The following is a 21,124-nucleotide window of genomic DNA, read 5'->3' on the forward strand; positions in this document are numbered from 1 at the left end:
TGTTTGTTTAAAATTAATAAGCTCGCTTCACCCATTCATTGCTTGTGAACGAGATTTTTTCTTGATCTAGTTTAACTGCATCAACGTACCATCCGCGCTTATTCGTTGATCCGTCTGTATGATAAGTAAACCGAATTTGTGTCGTATTAGCAGGAATCGTAACTTCTTCTCTTTCCCAACTTTCGCTTGCGCCAGTTAGCGAAGCTACCTCTGTCCACTTCTCGCCATCCTCTGAAACCTCAACTGTTCCTATATCATAGCCTTCCTCCATTTGATACCACGTATCAAACGAAAGTGTCGTTGCTTCGTCCACATCAACTTCAGCCGTTAAATGTTTTGACTCGTTATTGCCATAGCCTGCAAACCACGGATCTGCCTTTTTATCCATCGCAACTGGAATCGCATCCGCTACTTGTCTCGCAAATGCTCGTCTCGTTGGTGACGTCGAAACCGTTTCACGCGTAGGATGCACGCGGTTCGTTAACAGAATCGCAATCGTTTGATTTGTTGGGCTCACAACGATCGATGTTCCAGTATACCCGGTATGTCCGAGCGTAGTGCTTTCAGATAAAGCATCCATGAACCAGCCCTGTTGAAGCTCCCAGCCAAGCCCATGATCGTCTCCAGGAAACTCTGGAATCCGATTTTCAGTTAAAAGTTTGACAGTTGCCGGCTCAAGAATCCGCGTTCCGCCGTAGCGTCCTTCCATCAAGTACATATGCGCAAATTTCGCAAGGTCAGATGCTGTTGAAAATACACCGGCATGACCAGCAACTCCGTCAAGTGACCAGGCGCTTTCATCATGCACCTCGCCCCAAACGAGTCCTCTGTTCGTCCACGGCTGGTATTCGGTTGCCGCGATTCGTACTTTTAATTCAGCAGGTGGATTATACATCGTATCGTCCATGCCAAGTGGTTCTGTGATTTCCTGCTTTACATACTCATCGAGTCGCATGCCTGACAACCGTTCAATCAAAGCACCAAGCGTAATCATGTTAAGGTCGCTGTATGTATAGTTTGTGCCTGGCGCTGATTGAAGTGGATATTGAAACACATACTCTAAGCGATCCTCTCGATCTTCTCCGATTGTGTAGAGGGGAATCCACGGTTTAAATCCAGAGGTGTGGGTCATGAGCTGTTCGATCGTAACGTTTTCTTTTCCATTTGCCGCAAATTCAGGAATGTACTTCGCAACGTCATCATCTAACTGAAAAGCCCCATCCTCATAAAGCGTCATCGCCGCCGTCGTCGTAAACAGCTTACTAATAGAAGCAAGATCAAAAATGGTATCCTCGCTCATCGGAATCGGGTTGTCCATTTCAGTAAAGTCACCATTTGTGTATTGAGCCGAATAACCGTATGCTTCCTCCTTCACGATATGTCCTCTTCTTGCAACAAAAGCTACAGCGCCAGGCATTACCTCGTCATCAATGGCATTTTGGAGTAAACCGTCAATCTCTTGAAGCGGTTCTTCACGCATTCCTGCTCCTTTGTATGAGCCAGGGTGAAGAACAGGAGAGGTTGGTCCCGGGTTGTCCCAAGAAAAAGTAGGGTGAGCTTTTCTCGATTGATGCATGTTAACCTTTCCCTCTTTTTCGATTGTCGGACCTGGTGCAGCTAATCCTGATCCAGGGGCTAAAAGTGACGTTCCGAGTGCCGTAGTTAGAAGCAGCGACAGCGTTTTTCTTCTCATAGTGCCCTCCTCTTTTTAATTGAATACAGCTAAATGAATGACTCCTCCCTTTCTAAATGAACTAACATTCAGAATATTCTATTCAAATCGTAACCTCTTCCTTTATAGTCGTCTATACCACTTAAGTCATGGATTACCAAAAAACAGCGTCATTTATAGACCATTCCGCATAGGTCATTGGAATGAATTTGAAGTATTGTAACAACCAATTCAAGTTTATTTCGTAGCTTTATTTCAAAATTTGAGAGGATTCGGGTGGTGACAGGCACTTGCGGTTTTTTCAGTCCTTCGAGGAGAGACTTTTATGTGATTTTGTCTTTTTTGGGGGTCAGGTACGTCACCGGTGACGTACCTGACCCCCTATAAATAACCTCTTTCACTTCAACGCACTAAGCAATAACCCCCAAAACTTCTCCTGATCAATACCACGTGCAAACTTCACGTTAGCCTCTCTTCCCGTTACATGAAGAAGATCCACACACGTTGTACCATATGTAAATTCTCCCTTGGTCTCAATATCCACACGCACCGTCTCGAATTCAAAGATCGATTCATCAATTAAATACGCAACTGTGCACGCATCATGAATCGGGGCTCCTTCAAAACCAAAAACATCTTTATAGGTTTTGGTGAAATAAGCAAGAAGTTCTCCTACAAATTGAGAAATGGGACTGCCAATTGAAGCGATTTGCTCAAGTATAGCTGGGGTTGTGATCGCCTGGTGTGTCACATCAAGACCAAACATGGTAACGGGAACGCCGCTGTTAAAGACCAGTTCAGCCGCCTCTGCATCAACATAAATATTAAACTCAGCCGTAGGCGTCCAATTACCAAACGTACCCCCGCCCATCAGAACGATTTCTTGAATTTTTTCAACGATCGCAGGTTCTTTTTGAAGAGCTAATGCGATATTTGTGAGCGGACCTGTCGGAACAAGCGAGATGTCACCATCTGAAGCCAACAAACGCTCGATGATAAAATCGACCGCATGCTGATCAATCGCCTTTTTTTGTGGGACTTTAGGTAGCTGAGGTCCATCTAGTCCGGAGTCACCGTGAATATCGGGCGCAAATTCACGCACTTTTACAAGTGGTTGCTCGGCCCCTCGTGCAACAGGAACATCCAGTCCTAGTAAATCACACACTTTCAGCGCATTCAGCGTCGTTTTCTCAACTTCAACATTTCCCGCTACCGTTGTAATGCCTTTAAGTTGGATTCGGTCACTTGAAGCTGCGAGGATAATCGATATTGCGTCATCATGACCAGGGTCACAGTCTAAAATCACTTTTCTTTTTTCGCTCATAAAGCATTGCTCCTTTTAGGTAAAATGAAAGAACCCTGATTAGCCCCAATTTTGGAGGGGAGTCAGGGTTCGTTTGTTATTGGATTGAATCATATACAGTATTCGCGATTTGTTTTGAAAGTCCTCCAGTACTTGGATAAGAACCAGTCTCAAGAGGGCCATTGTTTTGCTTATTTGTTAAAACAATAATTTGAAGATCATAAACAGGATCAAAAATCACTTGTGTTCCTGTAAAACCTGTATGCCCGAAAGCTTTTTCTGAATGCTTTTCCCCCATATACCAGCTTTTATTGAGTTCCCATCCATAACCTTGTCCAAAACGCTGGGGAGTTATAAAGTCTTTGATAACCTCCTGATCATAGAGCTTCACTTTTCCGTAACTCCCACCATTCAACATTGCCTGTCCAAGTACGGCAAGATCTTGTGCCGTGGAGAATAAGCCAGCGTGTCCAGCAATACCTTCGTTTGCATAAAAACTATTGCCATCATTAACTTCTCCAATAAGTGTATAATTTCTCCACCTTTCGAAATCCTCAGCCCGCTCTGGAACGTTGTAGCCGAAATTTGGATCATCGACCATTTTATATTCAAAAGGATTTCCCCATGAGGTAGCTGCTATTTTACGATCAAGGTGGTCTGAAGGAGTAAATATCGTATCTTTCATTTTCAGTGGCTCATAAATATTTTTCTGAAGATAATCATCAAGCTTCTCTCCACTTATTTCCTCAATGATAAACCCTAGCGTCATAAAGCTAAAATCACTATAGCGACGATCGGTCCCGGTTTCGTATTCGAGTGGGAGGGCATTGATATAGTTTAGAACTTCTTTTGAATTCTCAGCATGAAAATAAGTCGGCTGCCATGGAGTTAAACCAGACGTGTGTGTTAATAGATCGACAATTGTGACGTCACCTTTGCCATTTGAAGCGAAATTAGGGATATATTTTGCTACACGATCATTTACTGATAATTCCCCCTCACTAACAAGCTTCATAATCCCTTGTGTAGTTCCCATAACCTTAGTTAAGGATGCAAGATCAAAGATCGTTTTCCTTTTCATTTTCCTTGGTTTTTCTAAAAGAGCACCCATATCATATTTCTGTGCATCTCCATAAGCGGACTCCTTGACGATTCTCCCATCCTTCGCTACTAGCACAACTACACCAGGAGTAATATTATTTTCTATTGCGCCTTTAACTGCGCTATCAATATCTTCGAGAGTTGTAGAATCCATGCCAACACTTTTCGGACTGCCGTGACTTAGTTTCTGTCCTTTGGCAGCAGTCGCTGTGGAAAAAAGTGGCGTCGTCAATAGAAGAAGTATTGCCATCAATACAACAATTTGTTTTTTCATTTTTCTTCCTCCTTAGCCTTCAAGAATTTGATTAAGAAAGCTCGTACCTGCTTCAGTGGATTCAATACGAAAATAATCACTCAAGGTTGCGCCTATATCTGCCATAGTATTTCTCGTCCCAATTGATACCGCTTTCACTTTAGGACCAGTAATCATTAAAGGAGTATACTCTCTTGTATGTTTGGAGTGTCCGATCGTAGGGTCATTCCCATGATCAGCCGTTACGATTAAAATATCATCCTCGTTAAGCAAAGGAATAAACTCTTCCAGCCAATTATCTACTTCTTCAAGAAGTGATGCGTACCAATTCGTATCTTCTGCATGACCAGCAAGGTCCGTTTCTTGTACATTTACTAGAAAAGCCCCATGCTTTTCTTTACTAAATGCTTCTTTTAGTTGTTGAAGCACCTCCGCTGTATTCACAATAGAATAGGCTAGATCCTTTCCTTCGAGCACATCTGCCGTTTTTCCAATTCGATAAACTGGAATTTTAGATTCAGCTAGGGTTTGGAATTGTCTTTGTACATTCACACCATATCCCATGTGACGAACGTGATAGTCTTCCCCATATACTCCTGCTTTAGGGCTGTCAATTCCCCACTGTCCCGCTTCCCCTTTTTTTACTACTGCTAAAAGTCTCTCGACCGAAGTATGAGGACCGCCTAATGTAATAACTCGACTTGTATCAACCACTTCCCTTACCACGCTTCCTACTTTAAGCGCATACTCAAACGAAACTTTTGTAAGGTCTGCCGTAACATTAATAATATTCCCAGGCGTCGATTCAATGTTATCAGCAACAATGATTGCATCGTCAACTAACAATATTGGTAAATCTTCAAAAGGATAAGTTACTTTGAAATTTTTCCTTAGAAGACTCGTAACTATATCCTTATGAACATCTTTCATCAAACGTTTGGCGGGACGTTTTGGAAGACTTCCTACGATCTCCTGATGTCCCATGTAAGTATCAGCACCGTGATGCGCAAGTCTTGATTTTCCATAAGCTCCTTTTGGTATCCCTGTTCCATCGACTAGCTGATTAAGACCCAATGAGTACATGGTTGGAATGGAAATCGCAACTTTATTTCGAATATGCTCATACGTATTTGCTACACAGTCCCCTGGTTCATACTCACCACAATCCTCCATCGCGCCAATTCCAAAACTATCAAGAATGAGCACTACCATACGTCCCATCCTATCCTCTCCTTTCGAAATGTACGATTTCTGGAACACCATCATGTAACCCACGCACAAGAGCGACGTTCGCCCTAGTCACAAACACTTGTGTCCGAAAAGCATAGATTGCTGTATCACCGATTGATACGGGCAATCCTTGTTCGAGTCTTCCATAGTAATCAATGTACTGAGAATTAAGAGACTTTCCTTTCAAAAAAGTATCAAAAATATGTTCAGGAGAGCTTCCGACATAGGCACCGGTCATATTTCCTCGTTCATAAAACCCTCCTCCAATCACATAGACGTTTTCCTTGTCTTCATGAGAGATTTCAGAGACATAAATAATAGCAGGATCCTCAGGAAGTGAACGCACCGCATGAAGGGGTGTAGTACCTGTCAGAGCATGGCCCGGTTCCCCATGCGTAATCCCTGCTTTTTGGAGCATTGGAATGGTTGCTGTACTCGTTGCACTCGGCCCATTAACCTGTCGAATCTGAAATCCGGATGCTTCAAGTATTTCTTTTGCTGAAAGAATGGTTTTCAGATTTTCTGTAAATCGTAACTCTTCCCGCTCCTTATCCATAAGCAATAATGGAAAAGAAGTAACTCCCATCACTTCAATTCCTTCGAGTTTCTTAAGCTCCGGAATAGCTGATTGAAGTTCTTCTAACTGAAAGCCTCCCCACTGCCCAGGATAAATAGTATCGGATGGATGAATAACTCTCAGAATAACATCCTGTTTTTTTCCTAGTTTCATAGCTGCCTCTGACACCTGTCTTGCTCGCTCAATCGAAAAAACTGTCACAACCTCTGGTTCGAAGCCGAGAATTTCCCCCCACTGATGTTTGCCAGGTTGAACGAGATGACCCACATTACCAATTTTGACACCTGACTGATGTAATCGGAAAGCTTCTTCAAATTCAACAGCAACTGCTTTTTCGATGCCATGTTCTGCAATCCAATTTCCAAGTTCACCAATACGGCCAAGCTGTTTACTCATAAAATACAAAACAAAATCATTCTCTTTCGCAGCCTTTGCCATGCTCCTAACATTTTTTGCTAGTGTATCGAGATCGAGAACATAGGTATTAGGGGGAATAAGCCCAGATTGGTGAAGGTGTACTCCCGCTTTTATGAGCTCTGGATTTCTCTTCTTTGTTAGTGAAAGAAACAATGTAGTAGCCTCCTAAACGACAGCGTATAGATCTTTTCTTAACTGTTTCATTATTCTCCTCGCAAAGCTTTTTGAAGAATACGGATAACGGTCTCTGCTCCAGCTTTCATTGGGTTAATACGTAACCCGTAGTCAAATAATTCTGGTGTACTCTCAAGGAAACTACCAGATACTCGATAAATCATTGGAACGAGTTCAAACCGTGATTCAGCACCAACTGGATAGGTTGCTGCTCCAAAAGTCTTACTGCGCTCAATTACTTCTTGAGCAACTGGCTCCTTCAATTCAACAATGACATTCTTTGATTGAGAGTTTGTAATATATGCCTCTTTCACTCCATACACTTTACCTTTGTTTAACAACTCACACAAAATTTCAACTTGCTGACTCTGAATAGCTAACGAGACCGGGGCAAAAGGTAAAGCCCTAAGCAACTCCATCGCTTCTGGCCCTTGAACCTGGCTACCTCCAGAATAATTTCGCTGCTGAATGGTTTCGATTGCACTCTCTCCTACCACCACTCCAATCCCTTCAGGACCTAGTAGCTTAAATCCGGAAAAAGTAGAGTAATCCGCACCGGCTTGGACCCCAATGCAAGGCATTTTCAAGGCACAATAATTGTCATCAACAATCACGAGCATTTCAGGTTTGATTGATTTCACTATCTGAATGACTTCTTTAAGCTGATACGTATCGATTGGTTGCTGTCTTGCGTGTTGGATATAGAAAACCTTTGCTTCTGAACGTGTAACATTCTGTTTAAGGGCATCGAAATCATTAAAATCTACTTCTTCAGTTCGTAATCCAAGCATTCTAATCGTTTCTTTAGTTGTCATATAAATAGGTGCAGAGTGAATGATCATGGATTCTCCCGGTTCGAGGAGGGCACTTAAAAGCGAGCGAATGGCACCAGTACCCGATCCTCGAACAAGTACCGCTTGATTAGCTCCAAAAACATTCGCCATCACTTTTTCAACTTTCGCAGTTGTTCTAGGACGCTTATAGATCGGATGCACACCTCGATCACCATCTTGGAACATTTCATTATCCTTAAATTCTTTCGTAATAAAATCGACAATTTCAAACTGCTTTTTTGTTGCTTCTTCAACCGACATCTGAGGTATGACAGATTCCTGATATCTCAATGTTATGCGCTCCCCTTTCGACTGAAAGCATGAGCTGGATTATCAATTAGCATCATTCGGATATCCTCATCAGACAAACCAGCTTCTTTTAAACGAGGAACAAATTCATTGAGAACATAGTCATATCCAATACCTCCGTGCTTATGCCAATGTGACTTTCTTGTTAAATCAGCAGATAATAAAATCTGCTCACCATATCCTCTTTCAATTAGATGACAAATCGTTTTAATTCGCTCTTCATCAGGTCGATAATTAATTTTGCCAATCGTATCAAATCCTACAAACGCCCCTGCTTCCACAACAGCAAGTACTCGTTCGTCATCTTGATTAAGGTCTTGATGCCCCACAATCAATTGGTTCATTGGCAATCCAAGAGCAGAATAAAGTTCAACTTGCTCGACTCCCATCGTTCCGAGCGTTGTATGTGTAGTGAGCGGAAGCCCCGTTTCCATTGCTGCGATTCCTGCCCCAGTTAAAAGTTCTTCTTCAATAGGCTTGATCTCATAATGACTGCTACCGATTTCTCCAATAACGCCAGGATAAACGTCTGTTCCATCAATACCATTTTTTATTTCATCGATCATGTGTTGTGCAAACTGATCACGACTCCATTTCGTTGCTTGATCTGGGAGGAATGGATCTTTATAAAATCCTGTACTTGCGATGAGATGCACACCGGTTGTTTCGCTTAACTTCCTAAGGAGAGTGGCATTACGTCCCATTCCGTCGTTCGTAACTTCAACCATCGCCTGTCCACCTGAAGCTTTAAAGTAGCGAAGTTCTTCTTCCATTCCACCTATATCATCAAGAATAGTGTCGGGATCTTTTTTGATTCGTGATAGGTCAATACAAAGGTGTTCATGAGCTGAACAAACCCCGAGCTCATTAGGATCAATTTGTCCTCTAACCGTTTGAATCATCTTAGCTCCTCCTTCTACTGTGGTATTTGCATAAGTCCCAGAACGACAAGAATGTTCGCCAAAATCCCAACTGCGATCGCGCCAATCGGTCCTATAGCCATTCGCACAATTGGTCGACCCGCAATCTCATTTAACAAATACAATCCTGCAATGATAAAGAACCCGAGACCAGGAGCAATAGCATTAGCTGCGTTTGCACCACCAATCAAAAGAGCAACTTCTAGAATTCGACTCATCGCTGTACGAATATTTTCTCCTGATTGACGTACACCAGGATATTTATCAAGAAAACGAGCAATCTGGCTTAGTAGCATAACCTCTAGAAAAACAGTAATAGTACCGATAATAGCTGCAACCCATACATTTGGAACAAGCAAACCTACGACGAAAATGATTGTAAATCCAACTGGACTATAAACACCTGTTGCAATCGCCGTACTAGCAACTAGAGGGATAAATCCAAGTGCACGAGCTCCAGCAGCAATAGCAGCATCTGTTATTTTTCCGTCTGCAATTAAATTTAAAGATATTGGATCTCCAGCCATAATTAAAAGGTTCGTAGCCGCAGCAATAAGCCCACCCATAATCATGAAATAAACGACATGCTTTTTAATGCGATCGACTCTCTCACTGAAAACCGAAGCAAGATCAATCCCGCTTCCGTCCCCTTCAGGTTTTTGACGCACAGCATATGTAATTAAGAAAATCATTCCAGTAATAAGAGCCATTCCTTCTTGATTTAACGTAACCGTCGTATCACCGAAAGTCATGGTACCGCTTTCATTTAACCATACAGCTAACTGTCGGATAATGGCTGAAGTGATAAACGTCAGAACACCTTTTTTAACACTGAATTGCAATGCCACAGCTAAAGCTGGAAATGCCATGAAGGTTACCACGACCGGCGATCCCACTTGGCCCATTGCATCTAAAAAATTTAATGGTAGTTTTTCAAATAAAGTGACAAATCCTTCTAGTCCAACTAATAAGCCTGCACCATATGCTCCACCTACAATTGCTGCAACAGGCGTACCCCATTTATTTCGCGGAGTGATCAATCCAATAATATCTGTTCCTAGCAAAATGCTATGGATAAGGATAATGCTTGCTGTAATGGTAAACGGAATCCCAAAACCAACAACAAGTCCAAAACTCATAGCAAAAGCAGTTAAACCAAGCTCTTTACGTCCCATTCGCCCTTCAGTATTTTCAGGTACAATTGGTCGTAAGCCATCGTTAAAGACAGCCAAATTCAAATTCGCAAGAACAGCTGCCATAGCCCCTATTAAAATGACGAGAACCATTTCCATGTAATGAACCCCCTTCCAAATTATAAAGCTTTAATTGCCCTCATGATCATCGGCACGGCAGTTTCCATATGATCTGCAGTAAAGCCAAATGCTTTTTTTCCGTCCTTAACAGCCTGTAAAATTTTCTCTTCATTCGGTTTCCTTCCCGGCATTGAAACTGTTTCACAGCTAGGCTTTCCAATTATAGCAATCGCCATTGCTAGTGCACCGCCACCCCCAGTGTGACACGCTCCAACATAGTAATCTGCCTGACCAGTTTTCACTGCCATGGCGGCTTCTACATCTGATTTAACTAAGGTTTCCACTCCATCTGGTCCATGTTCCTTCACAAGGGCTTCAACTTCTTTTTTATCGACCTGACCACCTACAACGATTTTCATTTAAATCTCCTCCTTTTTGATTTCTTGAAAAATAGATACATAGTGTATTTTCAAAAACGCGATTTCAGATTGTGGAATTTCCTCAGCCCAATTGGATTGAATCCAGCTAATCTCCCTTTTTGCTACTTGTAATAGATCGGATTTCTCTATTTCCGAAATGAGCTCACCCGGGGGCGCATCGATCGAATTTCTACGAGAGATACGCGTTAAAGCGGATGCAAGATGAGTCACAAACATTTCTACTTTATTTTGAGGAAGCGGCTTTTGCGTCTGACTGCTTAATCTTTGAACGGCTTGCTCGGCGATAGTTGAAGCTTCTGAACTAATCACATCACCTGCTTTCAGAATATCTAATCGTTCTTTAATCGTCGTCATAAAATCAATCCTCCAATATACAGTATTTAGTATATTAATTTCATAGGAAATCCTATCTAATAATGTGGATAAATTTCTCCTTTTTCAACTTGAATTTGCAAACCTTGAACGTCAATGACAGATAGATCTAGTAAGGCATCTCTGAGTTCTACTCTCTCCCTATTTAAGAGCATAGTAGCCTCATTTACTTTCCTACTTAGTTCCTGAGCTTTAATCGAGCGGAATGATCCTTTTCCCATTTCTTCTGAATGAATGATCTCATCCTTATTCCAAACTGCAGCATCAATTTCATTGTTCTTGAGCATCTCCATCAACTGCATGTAGTTTACTTCAATTAATTGAACGTCAACACCTTCTGTTTCATACTCCGTAAGAAGATGCTGATCTGCTGAAGAATAGTCAATCCCTACACGCATACCGCTTTGAATAGATTTAGTTTTAGGGTTGGAAAAAACAATTTCATGTCCTGAAACGTAGGAGTTATTTCCAAAATTTTTCACCATCTCGATACTACCATCATTCTCAATAGCAAGCTCCGCTGCAAGCCTTGAAACAATCACAAAATCATACCTTCCAGCTTTCAACGCTTCAATTCGATTTGATGATCCTCTCATAAATGCAAGATTAAAAGGAATTTTCATTCTTTCAAGCACCTGAACTAAACCAGTAGCAAGGCCTTCATACTTTCTCGAATATGGCAAAGGCATGGCACCCATAACAGATCCAAGTCCTGCAATATCCCAAAGTAACTGTCGATTAGTTCTAACAAGAAACGTACCAAGGTGTCCCCTCGCTTCAAGAACAATGGCTCCTATTTCTTCAAGTAGACGTAACGCTCCCTGAATTGTCCCCCTTCCAAGTGATGTTTCTGTAACAAAATCACTTACGCGAGGAATACGGCTTCCCGGCTCGATCGCTAGTAGATTAGCAGCAATTCTCCTAGCTGCGAGCCCATTCTTGCTGTATAATTTCTCCCATTTGTCTTCCATATCCTCACCTCAATATACAATTTTTCGTATTTTCACTATATAGGATAACTCAAAACAACAATATGATCAATGAATATTCTGAAAAAAATAAAAAGAGGGAGATACTCTTCCTTCCCCCTACAACCCAACAAACTCTTTCTTACGCTCCCGAAACACCGTCCAATTCTTAAATCCAATCTCTTTCAGCTTTGCGCGAACTTCTTCAAACTCTTCGCCAACACGCGATGGCCAATGAGCGTCCGAACCAAACGTTACACCTACACCGTAATGGCACGCCATTTCAAGCATATCATTCGCAGGATACCAGCCACCGCAGTCTTTATGCTTACCGGATGTGTTAATTTCAATCGTTGATTCGAGCTCACCGAGTCGCTTGATCGCTTTCTCTACCTCAGGCGTTTCCACATTCGTGAAATCAGGATAAAAGCCTTTCATAGCATCAATATGAGCTAAAATGTCAAAAACGCCGCTTTCAGCTGATTCCACAATTAACTTGTAATAATGTTCTTTCTCGTGACGAATGTCTTCTTCGGTTAAATTATCCCAGCGGCTTTTATCAAAGATGTTGTTTCCATTACTAAAATGAACGGAGCCGATAATGTAATCAAATGGATACTGGTCATAAATGCTTTTATATAATGGATAATGCTCTTGAAAGAAATCAGATTCTACCCCGAGTAAGACGTCAATCTTACCTCGATACTTTTCTTTTAAGGTGAGTACCTCCTCGACATAAGAAGCAAACTCGCTTTTGGCCATTGCAATGCGTGGCAACGCTCGGTCCTTTTCACTTGCAAAAAACGGAGAATGATCCGATATCCCAATAATCTGTAGATCTTTTTGAATCGCTGCTTTTATGTACTCTTCAATCGTAGCCTCCGCATGCCCGCACCGTTCATGATGAGTATGGTAATCAAATTTCATCCTTATGCTCCTTCCAAATAACAGTAAGTATTTATATCATAATCCTATCATAGTTCTTCTACTATAAAAGACTATTTTCCTCTCGACATCAACTGACAAATAGCGGGTGGTGACAGGCACTCTATATTTAGAAATGATGAACTTTCTTATGAGAAAGGTCCTGATATGGATCGTAGGCTCTATCGGTATAAGTTCCTAATCGACAACATTATTCGAAGCTTTCAAGAGACCTCTCTCTTATTTCTAAGGGCATTTCTCCTCATTAGCACTTATCCTCCACAGCCCGATTCTCTTCTACTTCCTCTTTATGTAAATCAGAGTTTACATGAAACAAATATACTATCAGTTGTAGTGAATTTTGAAAGGATGATAATAATGAAGCGGAAAAAGAAGATTGCGGCGCTCACGATGAGTATGGCTCTGATTGGAAGTTTACTTTCAACAGGGGCTGTCTCAGCAAGTGCAAATGAAAAAACACCAAGCATGAATACTAGCAAACTACTAAACGTTGCACATAGAGGGGCTTCAGGACATGCTCCTGAACACACAATTCCATCCTATGAACTTGGTGAAGAAATGAAAGGTGACTACATTGAAGTAGACCTCCAGATGACAAAAGATGGAACGCTTATCGCGATGCATGATGAGTCAGTTGATCGGACCACAAACGGGACAGGCCTCGTCAAAGACTATACGGTCGAACAGATAAAAGAATTAGATGCTGGCAGCTGGTTTAATGAAAAATATCCTAAGAAAGCTGATCCAGCTTACGAAGGCATTCAAGTACCTACGCTTGAAGAAGTGATTCAAACGTTTGGGACAGGCGCTCGCTATTATATTGAAACAAAATCTCCTGATGTTTATCCTGGTATGGAAGAAGAATTACTTCGCATTCTGAACAAATATCATTTAACTGGTGTTAATGAACGTTCTAGCAAAGTGTTCATCCAATCATTCAGTCAAGAAAGTTTATTAAAAATACATAACCTGAATCCGAATTTGCCACTCATTCAACTCATTTCATATAAAGAGCCTGCTACGATTTCAGAGAATGAACTACAAGAGCTCTCTGAATACGCTGTTGGTGTTGGCATGTCTGCTTCTAAAATTGACGAAACGTACGTCCAAAGAGTGAGAAATGCAGGATTTCTCATCCACCCTTATACGGTAAATGACAAAGAAGAAATGACGCGTTTATTGGACTGGGGCGTTACAGGAATGTTTACGAACTATCCGGATGTTTTGAATGATGTACTACATGCTAAATAAAATCTTCAATAAAAGAGGGTCCTCGTTGCTCATTGGCAACAAGGACCCTTTTAACATTCACCATCCATATTGCTGAAGGAGCTCTGCCACCGCAGTATGATCGCTCTCTTCAGCTATCGCAAATGCCTCTTCACTTTCCTCAATGGAAGAAGGAAGCGCTCCAGCTACGAGGAATGCTTCAACAAGAGAAGTGTTGTCTTGTTTGATTGCTTCAAACAGCAATGGTTTCCCTTCGTAACGAGTATTCGCATCGCCGCCTCTACCTAATAGCAAGGAAACTAGTTCAGTAGACTTTTCTTCAGTAACTGCAATAGCTAGCGCACTTTCCTCATTTTTTTCAACCGTAAAGTTTGGATTTGCTCCAGAATCAAGAAGTAGCGTAATTATTTCTTCATTTCCTTGAACGATGGAATAAGTTAATAGAGTATAATGTTCGCCTTCCACTTCTATTTCAAGGTTAGGATTATAACCATTGTGTAATAAAATTTTGATGAGCTCGATGTTTTCTTCCTTTACAGCTTTGACTAACATTTCCTCATTTCCGATTTCAAAATGAGCACCCATTTTTAATAGCAAGTCAACAATTTCGTTATTTTCTTGTTCGACTGCTACTTCTAGAAGGTTCTCATTTTTCTCATGGTTCACTTCAGCATCCCCATCGTGATCCGATTCTTCATGATCATGTACTTCTACCCCGTTCAGAAGCAGGAACTCGACGAGCTTGCTGTCTCCTTCCATGACCGCGTAAGTAATTGGTGATACGCCATCATTATTTACTGTATCCGGTGATACGCCATCATGAAAAAGATCTTCCATTTCCTTTAATGTCGTTTCATCTGAACGATTCTGATAGAGAAGTTGCCACAATTGGTCTTCTTCCGTAAGAACGTCGGTGTCTGTTCCTTGGTTTTCTGCACTAGCTTCTTTATGTGATTCAGACGTCGTTTTATCTCGATTTAATTCAGAACATGCCGCTATCACAATCAACATGGGCATAAGGAGCATCCAAAGTAACTTTCGCTTCATTATTTCCCTCCAACTGTCTAAAAAGTCAATTCCTAAACCATTATATCGTGAATCATTGTGAGGAAAGATTAATATTTAGTGAAATTTGTCTTCGAATGGGACAACTTCCGCTCGTCATACACTTTAATAGTCAAGCTTCAGGGAGGACGAGACGTTGTCATATTTTAAAACGAGGAGGAAGAGCGGAGGTTCAGGAAAAGTGATTTTTAGCTTAATCGTCTTGCTGCTTCTCGGTGGCAGCATCGCTATTTGGATCTGGCAACAACCAAAAACACAAGCTGTAGCAACTGTAAAAGAGTTTTATTTATATGAACAAAGCGGTGATTTCAAGAAATCCTGGTCCCTCTTTCACTCTGAAATCAAGAACCGTTTTTCAGATGAACAATACAGCCAGTTACGCTCCCAACTGATCACGCAGGACATTGGGGCAACGTCATTTACTTTTGATGTTGGCAAAGTAAAGACAAAAAAGAACTGGCGCTCCGGAGTAAACGGCGTCATTATGAAAAAAGTTTATGCGATAAAAGTAACCCAGCATTTTCAAAATCAGTTCGGGAAGTTTGATCTCGTTCAGGAAGTGTTCGTCATCAAAGAAGAAGGAGAATTCAGAGTTTTGTGGGACTATAAATAACGAGGAATTCAACTAAATAAACGTTTGTTTAAGAAAAAGGTGCTGGAAGAAGCATCTTTTTTATTTGCTTTATTTTGATAAGGGAGATGCCGTAATGAGTTCCTCTCTTGCGGACACATAATCACAGTAGTGTTTTTTCTTTTGAAAGAGTGTCCCTGGGTAGCCTTCTACTAATGGAAGTATGTTGAGGTAAGATTTTTTCAAGGGAGCTTTCACACCATAATAGCGATAGCTGGACCATGGATAATCTGCTGGTTGTAAGACGAGCTTTGCTTTCACTGGGTTTAGATGAATATAGCGACTAACTTCTAACATATTCGCAGGGGTGTTGAGCGGCTCATCAAAATAACGTTTCTCAAAAACGTGACCGGTCAACTCATACCTTCCATTAAAATAGGTTGCATAACGCTTATTCACAAGAGACATGATTTTTGAAATTGGCTGTTCTTTAGATCGAAGTTGGAGGTGATAGTGATTATTCATTAAACAATAAGAAGCTAATTCAAATGGGTGTGTTTCGAAGACTTGCTGAAGGATATACAAAAACGTGCGGTAATCTCTCTCGTCTTTAAACAGGAGCTCTTTTCGGTTTCCTCGACTTACGATGTGATAAAAATGGTTCGGGAGCCAGGTTCTCGGTTTTCTCACCATCTCGTGAATGTTGCTACGTGAGAATAGAATGGCCACTTGCCCCATAGAAACTTCGTCAAAGTTCTTCCTCCTCTACTTATTTTCTACTCTTTCTCCAAGAATAATCTCCCTTTCCTTAATCGTCAATCGAATCTCTTCGACAAATACCGGGCGGTGACAGGCACTCGTCAAGCCCACTGAAATCTTTGAAATATAATTGTAAAAAAACCCAAATTAACCCAATTTAGTGGTAGGATAGGAAAGTATTGGGTAAAAAGGGGGATACATATGAGGAAAATACACCTAATTTTGTTTGTTTTACTTGCTGTTTTCGGGAGTTTAGTAGGATCAGGCTGGAATGAGATAGGCGGGACTGAACTTATACCTTCACAAGAAGAAAGCAGTTCGACCGTTGAAGCATCTATTTCCGAAGATAGTGATGCAGAAGAACGACTAAACGAGAAAAAGCTTAGAGATGAAAGATTTACAGAATCCGTTAAGATCGCTTCCGCTAAGCAAATTCCTGTCTTAACCTACCATCATGTTCTTAAAAAAAATGAATTGAAAGACCGACATTATGATCAAGAAGGAAACTTATCCAGTACAATTGTTTTATTGGAAGACTTTAAAAAACAAATGAAAGTTCTGCATGATAATGGATACTTTACGTTGACATTAGATGAATTCGAGAGATACATCATTAATAAAATGGATGTTCCTAAAAATAGTGTTTTGCTAACGTTTGATGATGGCCATAAAAATAACTACATAGAGGCTTATCCAGTACTTAAAGAATATGGGTTTCATGCAGTTGAGTTTTTGATTACTAGTCGGAACAATGATCAAACCGAACCCTATGATTCAATAACCAATCAATATTTGAGTTATGAGGAAATTGAGGCATCGAGCGATGTTTATGAGTTTGCTAGTCATACTAATCGTTTTCATAATCACGAAGAGGATGGGACCGCGTTTTTAATTTCAAAATCGCTTCCTGAAATCGAAGAAGATGTCGAAACAAGTATTGAACAAATAGGAGATACAAACGCACTCGCATATCCGTACGGAGCTTATGATGAAGAAACCATGGAAGCTATAAGTCTTGTAGGAATAGATTTAGCTTTCACCGTACAAGCAGGCTACGTCGCCCCAGGAGATGATATATTCCAAATTCATCGTAATTCGGTTAGACCTTATCACTCGATTGAAGATTTCAAGGAACTACTTCAACCAAGCTAAGCAAAGAAATAGATAGAGAATATCCATTCGACAAATACCGGGCGGTGACAGGTACTCGCTACTTCGCCACTCGCCCGTAATATCCTAGCAATCAGCCCCTCATTCAACCTGATGAGGGGGTTTTTCGCCGTTCAACACTTTTAACAAATTCATCATAGCCATTTCTGCCATCTTAAGCCTTGTTTTCCTACTCGCACTTCCGATATGTGGCAGGGTAACTACGTTTGATAAGCTTAAAAGAGGATGATTGAGGGATACGGGCTCTTCTACGAAAACATCTAAACCAGCAGCCCAAATATCACCGTCCTTAAGCGCATGATATAGAGCTTCCTCGTTAACAATTCCCCCTCTTGCTGTGTTGATTAAAATAGCGGTTTCTTTCATCATCCTTAGTTCTTTCACTCCAATTAAGTTCTTCGTCTCAGAGGTTAACGGTGTTAAGACGCAGACAAAATCAGATTCTTTTAAGAGCTGCTCGAGTTCAGCAAATTGAAGATCCATTTTTTCTTCAGCTTCTTGATTTCTACGACGGTTATGATAGAGAACGTTCATATCGAATCCTTTCGCTCTTTTCGCCACGGATTCTCCGATTCTTCCCATACCAACAATTCCAAGCGTTGCTCCGTGTATGTCTTGACCTGTTAGCTGCATGGGCGTCCAGGCTTCCCATTTCCCTTCACGCAAATAGGTGGAAGCTTCTGGTATTCTTCGAGCTGTTGCCATCAATAAAGCAAAAGTTAAGTCAGCTGTCGTTTCCGTCAGCACACCTGGTGTATTCGTCACAACAACTCCCTTTTCTTTAGCTGTTTTAATATCGATATTGTTATAACCTACTGCCATATTCGCTACTACTTTTAATTTAGATGCCTTTTCTAAAAGCGAGCGATCAATTTCCTCTGTTAACATACAAAAAAGTCCATCCACCTCTTGTATTTCTTGCTCAAGAACATCATGAGGTACAGGTTCTTCCTCTGACTCCCACATCCGCAACTCACATTTCTCACGTAGACAATTAGCAATTTCATCTGGTAATTTTCGCGTCAGATAGACTTTAGGTTTCAACACTTTTCTCCACTCCCAGCTGTTATTTTTCCCTATGCTACACTTTTCACGAATAAAGGCCAAATCCCTTTTCCACATAGAGACATTACCCGGGAAATTTCGTAATAACGCCCCTTCATAAACTGAATATTGTGTTAATATGAAGAAAAAAGGAATTTGAGGTGAATCATGTCTCAAAACGAGCATTTTTCTTATCCCATACGCGTTCGCTATTCTGAGATTGACGGTCAAAAAATAGTTTTTAATGCCCATTATTCCACTTACATCGACATTGCTACGACCGAGTATTTCCGACATGTTCTTGGTGATCGGTTACAACAGCTTGCTGACGATCACTCATTTGATCCAGTATTAAGAAACATCACCCTTGAGTTCATAAAACCGGCGAAGTTAGATGACGTTCTTGACGTGTCTTGTCGCGTTACGAAGCTTGGGAAATCTAGTTTTGAACTGAGACATACGATTATGCGAAATAGTGAGCTACTAGTAAAGGCAGAAGTTGTACAAGTAAATTATGATATAAATAGTGGTAAAGCGCAGGTGATTCCTCGGAAAATTAAAGAAACACTGAGTCATTTTGAAAAGTTGGATTTCTCTTCATTTTAGAGTTACTAATGGCAAAAAGGCGGCATTTGCTATCAGCATGCCGCCTTTTTGTTATTCAATTTTTCGATATTCACCTGCCAATCGCATACTTTTTGGTTGAGTGATGCTTGAAATCATGAGAAAAATGCTACTCATCCAAGGTTTACTTTCGTGAATCAACCCTTCTCATCCATCGCAATCCGCACTGCTGTCTGATAAAGCAATTGAACCCCCTTCTCAATATCATCCATTTCCGCAAATTCAAGCGGATTATGACTGATCCCTTTCTCACATCGAACGAAAATCATTCCGTAGTCACTGATATACGACATAAAAAGAGCATCATGGAATGGACCGCTCATTAAAACGGGCGATTCGTAACCGAGTTCTTTATCTTCTTCGCTCATGATTGCTTTGATCCAATCTGCACAATAGCGTGGTTCACTCCTGGTGTCTTCCGTAATCGTGTACGTGAGCTTGTAAGTGAATGCAGCTTCTTCAATAATCGTGTAGAGCTTTTTTTCGAGCATCGTGCGATGTTCAAGGTCGATATCACGTAAATCCATCGTAAATTCCACTTTCTCCGGAATAATGTTACGAGAGTTGGGAAATACCTGGACACTTCCAACGGTTCCGACGGTTGTTTCTTGCCCTTCTTCTTTAATGAGTTGATCAAATTTTGTAATAATCTCACTCGCTCCGACCATGGCATCTTGCCGTAATGGCATCGGAACGGAGCCAGCATGGCCAGCAAATCCTTCAAGCGTGACGGTTAGCCAGATTGGTCCTGAAATTCCTGAAACAATTCCAACAGGTTTATTTTTAGTTTCTAAGACAGGTCCTTGCTCAATATGAAGCTCTAAGAATGCCTCAATGTCTCCATTTTTGTAGACGGGACTTTCTGTGAGATCAGGTTCGACACCGAATTCTTTCAGTGCTTCTTTTCGCGTCATTCCATTCTTATCTTTCCTCTCAAGTTCACCTTCCTCTAGCAGGCCAGCAAGTGCTCTCACACCGAAGACACCTTTGTTAAAACGGGAACCTTCTTCATCTGAAAAACAAATCACCTCAATCGTTCGTTTCGGTGTGATGCCGTTATCTTTCATCGTATGTACAACCTCAATTGCGCCAAGTGCGCCGGCTGTTCCGTCAAAGCGCCCGCCATACGGCTGAGAGTCGATGTGAGATCCGAGCATAAGAATTGGCTTGTCCTTTTCAGAGCCATCTATCCTTCCTATTAAATTCCCAAAACCATCGATTCTTGCTTCCAAACCAGCCGCTTCCATCCACCCCTTCACGACCTCAACTGCTTTTCGATCTTCCTTCGAATGCGCTAGACGACAAACACCTGTTTCACCAATCTTTCCGATCTTAGCTAATTCTTCAAGATGACTCTGTAAACGATCGCGGTTAATCCCCATTCACACTCATCCTTTTCATCATTTTTATTCACTATAGCAAAGCCGGCTTGATTGATCATTGTACACAATGTCGTTTAATCATTGAATATTATATATATTTCGTCTATTTCATCTGCAGCATGACGCAAATGACCTGCCATTCGTTCGACAAAATCACCCAAAAACCGGGTGGTGACAGGCACCGCTCGAACCGCTCGACTGCTCGATCAACCACTTCCCAAACGATCTCCTCTTGCCACACTCACCCTAATTGCATATAATAAAGCTAGAGAACATAAGGTATAAAAAAGAACGCCGGTGCTTTCGCACCAGCGTCCATACAGCTGCTCCGCATGACGAGCGGCGGCTCAAAAGGCAAAAAGCAACTCACCTTAATCCTTGGCCGGGGCAGGGTGGGTTACTTCTTTTTATTACTAGAAACCGTAATAATTGTGACCACGAGAGAAGCAAAACTAATCATCAAAACAAGCGCCTCAAATGTGCTCATCATTATAGGCAGCACCCCCTTTCAT

At 41.3% G+C, this 21,124-nt stretch carries 21 protein-coding genes; 4 read left to right on the forward strand and 17 right to left on the reverse strand.

The window, feature by feature from the left end; all coding sequences use genetic code 11:
* Positions 1 to 13: 13 nt before the first annotated feature.
* The 12 genes from ATG70_RS15510 to ATG70_RS15565 form a co-directional block, all read right to left on the reverse strand.
* Positions 14 to 1,693 (reverse strand): serine hydrolase domain-containing protein, encoded by a 1,680-nt coding sequence (locus tag ATG70_RS15510; protein WP_098445165.1) that lies wholly within the window; start codon positions 1,691 to 1,693, stop codon positions 14 to 16.
* Between the two features lie 376 nt (positions 1,694 to 2,069).
* The gene (locus tag ATG70_RS15515) at positions 2,070 to 2,996 is read right to left on the reverse strand and encodes a nucleoside hydrolase (protein ID WP_098445166.1); all 927 of its coding nucleotides are present in this window, start codon (positions 2,994 to 2,996) and stop codon (positions 2,070 to 2,072) included.
* Positions 2,997 to 3,072: 76 nt separating this feature from the next.
* Positions 3,073 to 4,350, reverse strand: coding sequence for a serine hydrolase (locus ATG70_RS15520; RefSeq protein WP_098445167.1), 1,278 nt, complete (start codon positions 4,348 to 4,350; stop codon positions 3,073 to 3,075).
* 12 nt (positions 4,351 to 4,362) lie between these two features.
* Positions 4,363 to 5,550 carry a phosphopentomutase gene (locus ATG70_RS15525; RefSeq protein WP_098445168.1) on the reverse strand — a complete coding sequence of 396 codons (1,188 nt, stop codon included), beginning with the start codon at positions 5,548 to 5,550 and terminating at the stop codon, positions 4,363 to 4,365.
* A 1-nt stretch (position 5,551) separates the two neighbouring features.
* Positions 5,552 to 6,706: a YhfX family PLP-dependent enzyme gene (locus ATG70_RS15530; RefSeq protein ID WP_098445169.1), complete on the reverse strand. Its 1,155-nt coding sequence runs from the start codon at positions 6,704 to 6,706 to the stop codon at positions 5,552 to 5,554.
* 50 nt (positions 6,707 to 6,756) lie between these two features.
* Positions 6,757 to 7,851, reverse strand: coding sequence for an aminotransferase class V-fold PLP-dependent enzyme (locus tag ATG70_RS15535; protein WP_257147725.1), 1,095 nt, complete (start codon positions 7,849 to 7,851; stop codon positions 6,757 to 6,759).
* A 2-nt stretch (positions 7,852 to 7,853) separates the two neighbouring features.
* Positions 7,854 to 8,771 (reverse strand): phosphotriesterase family protein, encoded by a 918-nt coding sequence (locus tag ATG70_RS15540; protein WP_098445170.1) that lies wholly within the window; start codon positions 8,769 to 8,771, stop codon positions 7,854 to 7,856.
* A gap of 14 nt (positions 8,772 to 8,785) precedes the next feature.
* The gene (locus tag ATG70_RS15545; RefSeq protein ID WP_098445171.1) at positions 8,786 to 10,081 is read right to left on the reverse strand and encodes a YhfT family protein; all 1,296 of its coding nucleotides are present in this window, start codon (positions 10,079 to 10,081) and stop codon (positions 8,786 to 8,788) included.
* A gap of 20 nt (positions 10,082 to 10,101) precedes the next feature.
* Positions 10,102 to 10,461 (reverse strand): DUF2620 domain-containing protein, encoded by a 360-nt coding sequence (locus ATG70_RS15550; protein WP_098445172.1) that lies wholly within the window; start codon positions 10,459 to 10,461, stop codon positions 10,102 to 10,104.
* A complete protein-coding gene (locus ATG70_RS15555; protein WP_098445173.1) occupies positions 10,462 to 10,836 on the reverse strand; it encodes a PRD domain-containing protein in 375 nt (124 codons plus the stop codon).
* 56 nt (positions 10,837 to 10,892) lie between these two features.
* A complete protein-coding gene (gene yhfZ, locus ATG70_RS15560; protein WP_098445174.1) occupies positions 10,893 to 11,825 on the reverse strand; it encodes a GntR family transcriptional regulator YhfZ in 933 nt (310 codons plus the stop codon).
* Positions 11,826 to 11,942: 117 nt separating this feature from the next.
* A complete protein-coding gene (locus tag ATG70_RS15565) occupies positions 11,943 to 12,749 on the reverse strand; it encodes a histidinol-phosphatase (protein WP_098445175.1) in 807 nt (268 codons plus the stop codon).
* Positions 12,750 to 13,124: 375 nt separating this feature from the next.
* On the opposite strand from ATG70_RS15565, the gene ATG70_RS15570 reads away from it, so the two are divergent.
* On the forward strand, positions 13,125 to 14,018 hold the full coding sequence (locus ATG70_RS15570; protein ID WP_098445176.1) for a glycerophosphodiester phosphodiesterase: 894 nt from the start codon (positions 13,125 to 13,127) through the stop codon (positions 14,016 to 14,018).
* Between the two features lie 57 nt (positions 14,019 to 14,075).
* On the opposite strand, the gene ATG70_RS15575 is transcribed toward ATG70_RS15570, so the two are convergent.
* Positions 14,076 to 15,044, reverse strand: coding sequence for an ankyrin repeat domain-containing protein (locus ATG70_RS15575; RefSeq protein ID WP_098445177.1), 969 nt, complete (start codon positions 15,042 to 15,044; stop codon positions 14,076 to 14,078).
* 154 nt (positions 15,045 to 15,198) lie between these two features.
* Between ATG70_RS15575 and ATG70_RS15580 the strand changes: the two genes are divergently transcribed.
* Entirely contained in the window at positions 15,199 to 15,675 is a 477-nt protein-coding gene (locus ATG70_RS15580; RefSeq protein ID WP_098445178.1) for a hypothetical protein, read from the forward strand.
* A 69-nt stretch (positions 15,676 to 15,744) separates the two neighbouring features.
* Here the strand turns inward: ATG70_RS15580 and ATG70_RS15585 are convergent, their stop codons facing one another.
* Positions 15,745 to 16,371 (reverse strand): transposase, encoded by a 627-nt coding sequence (locus tag ATG70_RS15585; RefSeq protein ID WP_306472715.1) that lies wholly within the window; start codon positions 16,369 to 16,371, stop codon positions 15,745 to 15,747.
* 222 nt (positions 16,372 to 16,593) lie between these two features.
* Between ATG70_RS15585 and ATG70_RS15590 the strand changes: the two genes are divergently transcribed.
* On the forward strand, positions 16,594 to 17,544 hold the full coding sequence (locus tag ATG70_RS15590; RefSeq protein WP_098445179.1) for a polysaccharide deacetylase family protein: 951 nt from the start codon (positions 16,594 to 16,596) through the stop codon (positions 17,542 to 17,544).
* Positions 17,545 to 17,643: 99 nt separating this feature from the next.
* Here the strand turns inward: ATG70_RS15590 and ATG70_RS15595 are convergent, their stop codons facing one another.
* The gene (locus ATG70_RS15595) at positions 17,644 to 18,606 is read right to left on the reverse strand and encodes a 2-hydroxyacid dehydrogenase (protein ID WP_098445856.1); all 963 of its coding nucleotides are present in this window, start codon (positions 18,604 to 18,606) and stop codon (positions 17,644 to 17,646) included.
* A gap of 168 nt (positions 18,607 to 18,774) precedes the next feature.
* Here ATG70_RS15595 and ATG70_RS15600 point away from each other — a divergent pair, with 168 nt between their 5' ends.
* Positions 18,775 to 19,212 carry an acyl-CoA thioesterase gene (locus tag ATG70_RS15600; protein WP_098445180.1) on the forward strand — a complete coding sequence of 146 codons (438 nt, stop codon included), beginning with the start codon at positions 18,775 to 18,777 and terminating at the stop codon, positions 19,210 to 19,212.
* Between the two features lie 155 nt (positions 19,213 to 19,367).
* On the opposite strand, the gene ATG70_RS15605 is transcribed toward ATG70_RS15600, so the two are convergent.
* Positions 19,368 to 20,612 (reverse strand): M20 family metallo-hydrolase, encoded by a 1,245-nt coding sequence (locus ATG70_RS15605; RefSeq protein ID WP_098445181.1) that lies wholly within the window; start codon positions 20,610 to 20,612, stop codon positions 19,368 to 19,370.
* Between the two features lie 397 nt (positions 20,613 to 21,009).
* A complete protein-coding gene (locus ATG70_RS22845) occupies positions 21,010 to 21,102 on the reverse strand; it encodes a putative holin-like toxin (protein ID WP_224594651.1) in 93 nt (30 codons plus the stop codon).
* Positions 21,103 to 21,124 lie beyond the last annotated feature (22 nt).

The sequence above is a fragment of the Bacillus sp. es.036 genome, from assembly GCF_002563635.1.
In the GTDB taxonomy this organism is placed as follows: Bacteria; Bacillota; Bacilli; order Bacillales; family Guptibacillaceae; genus Guptibacillus.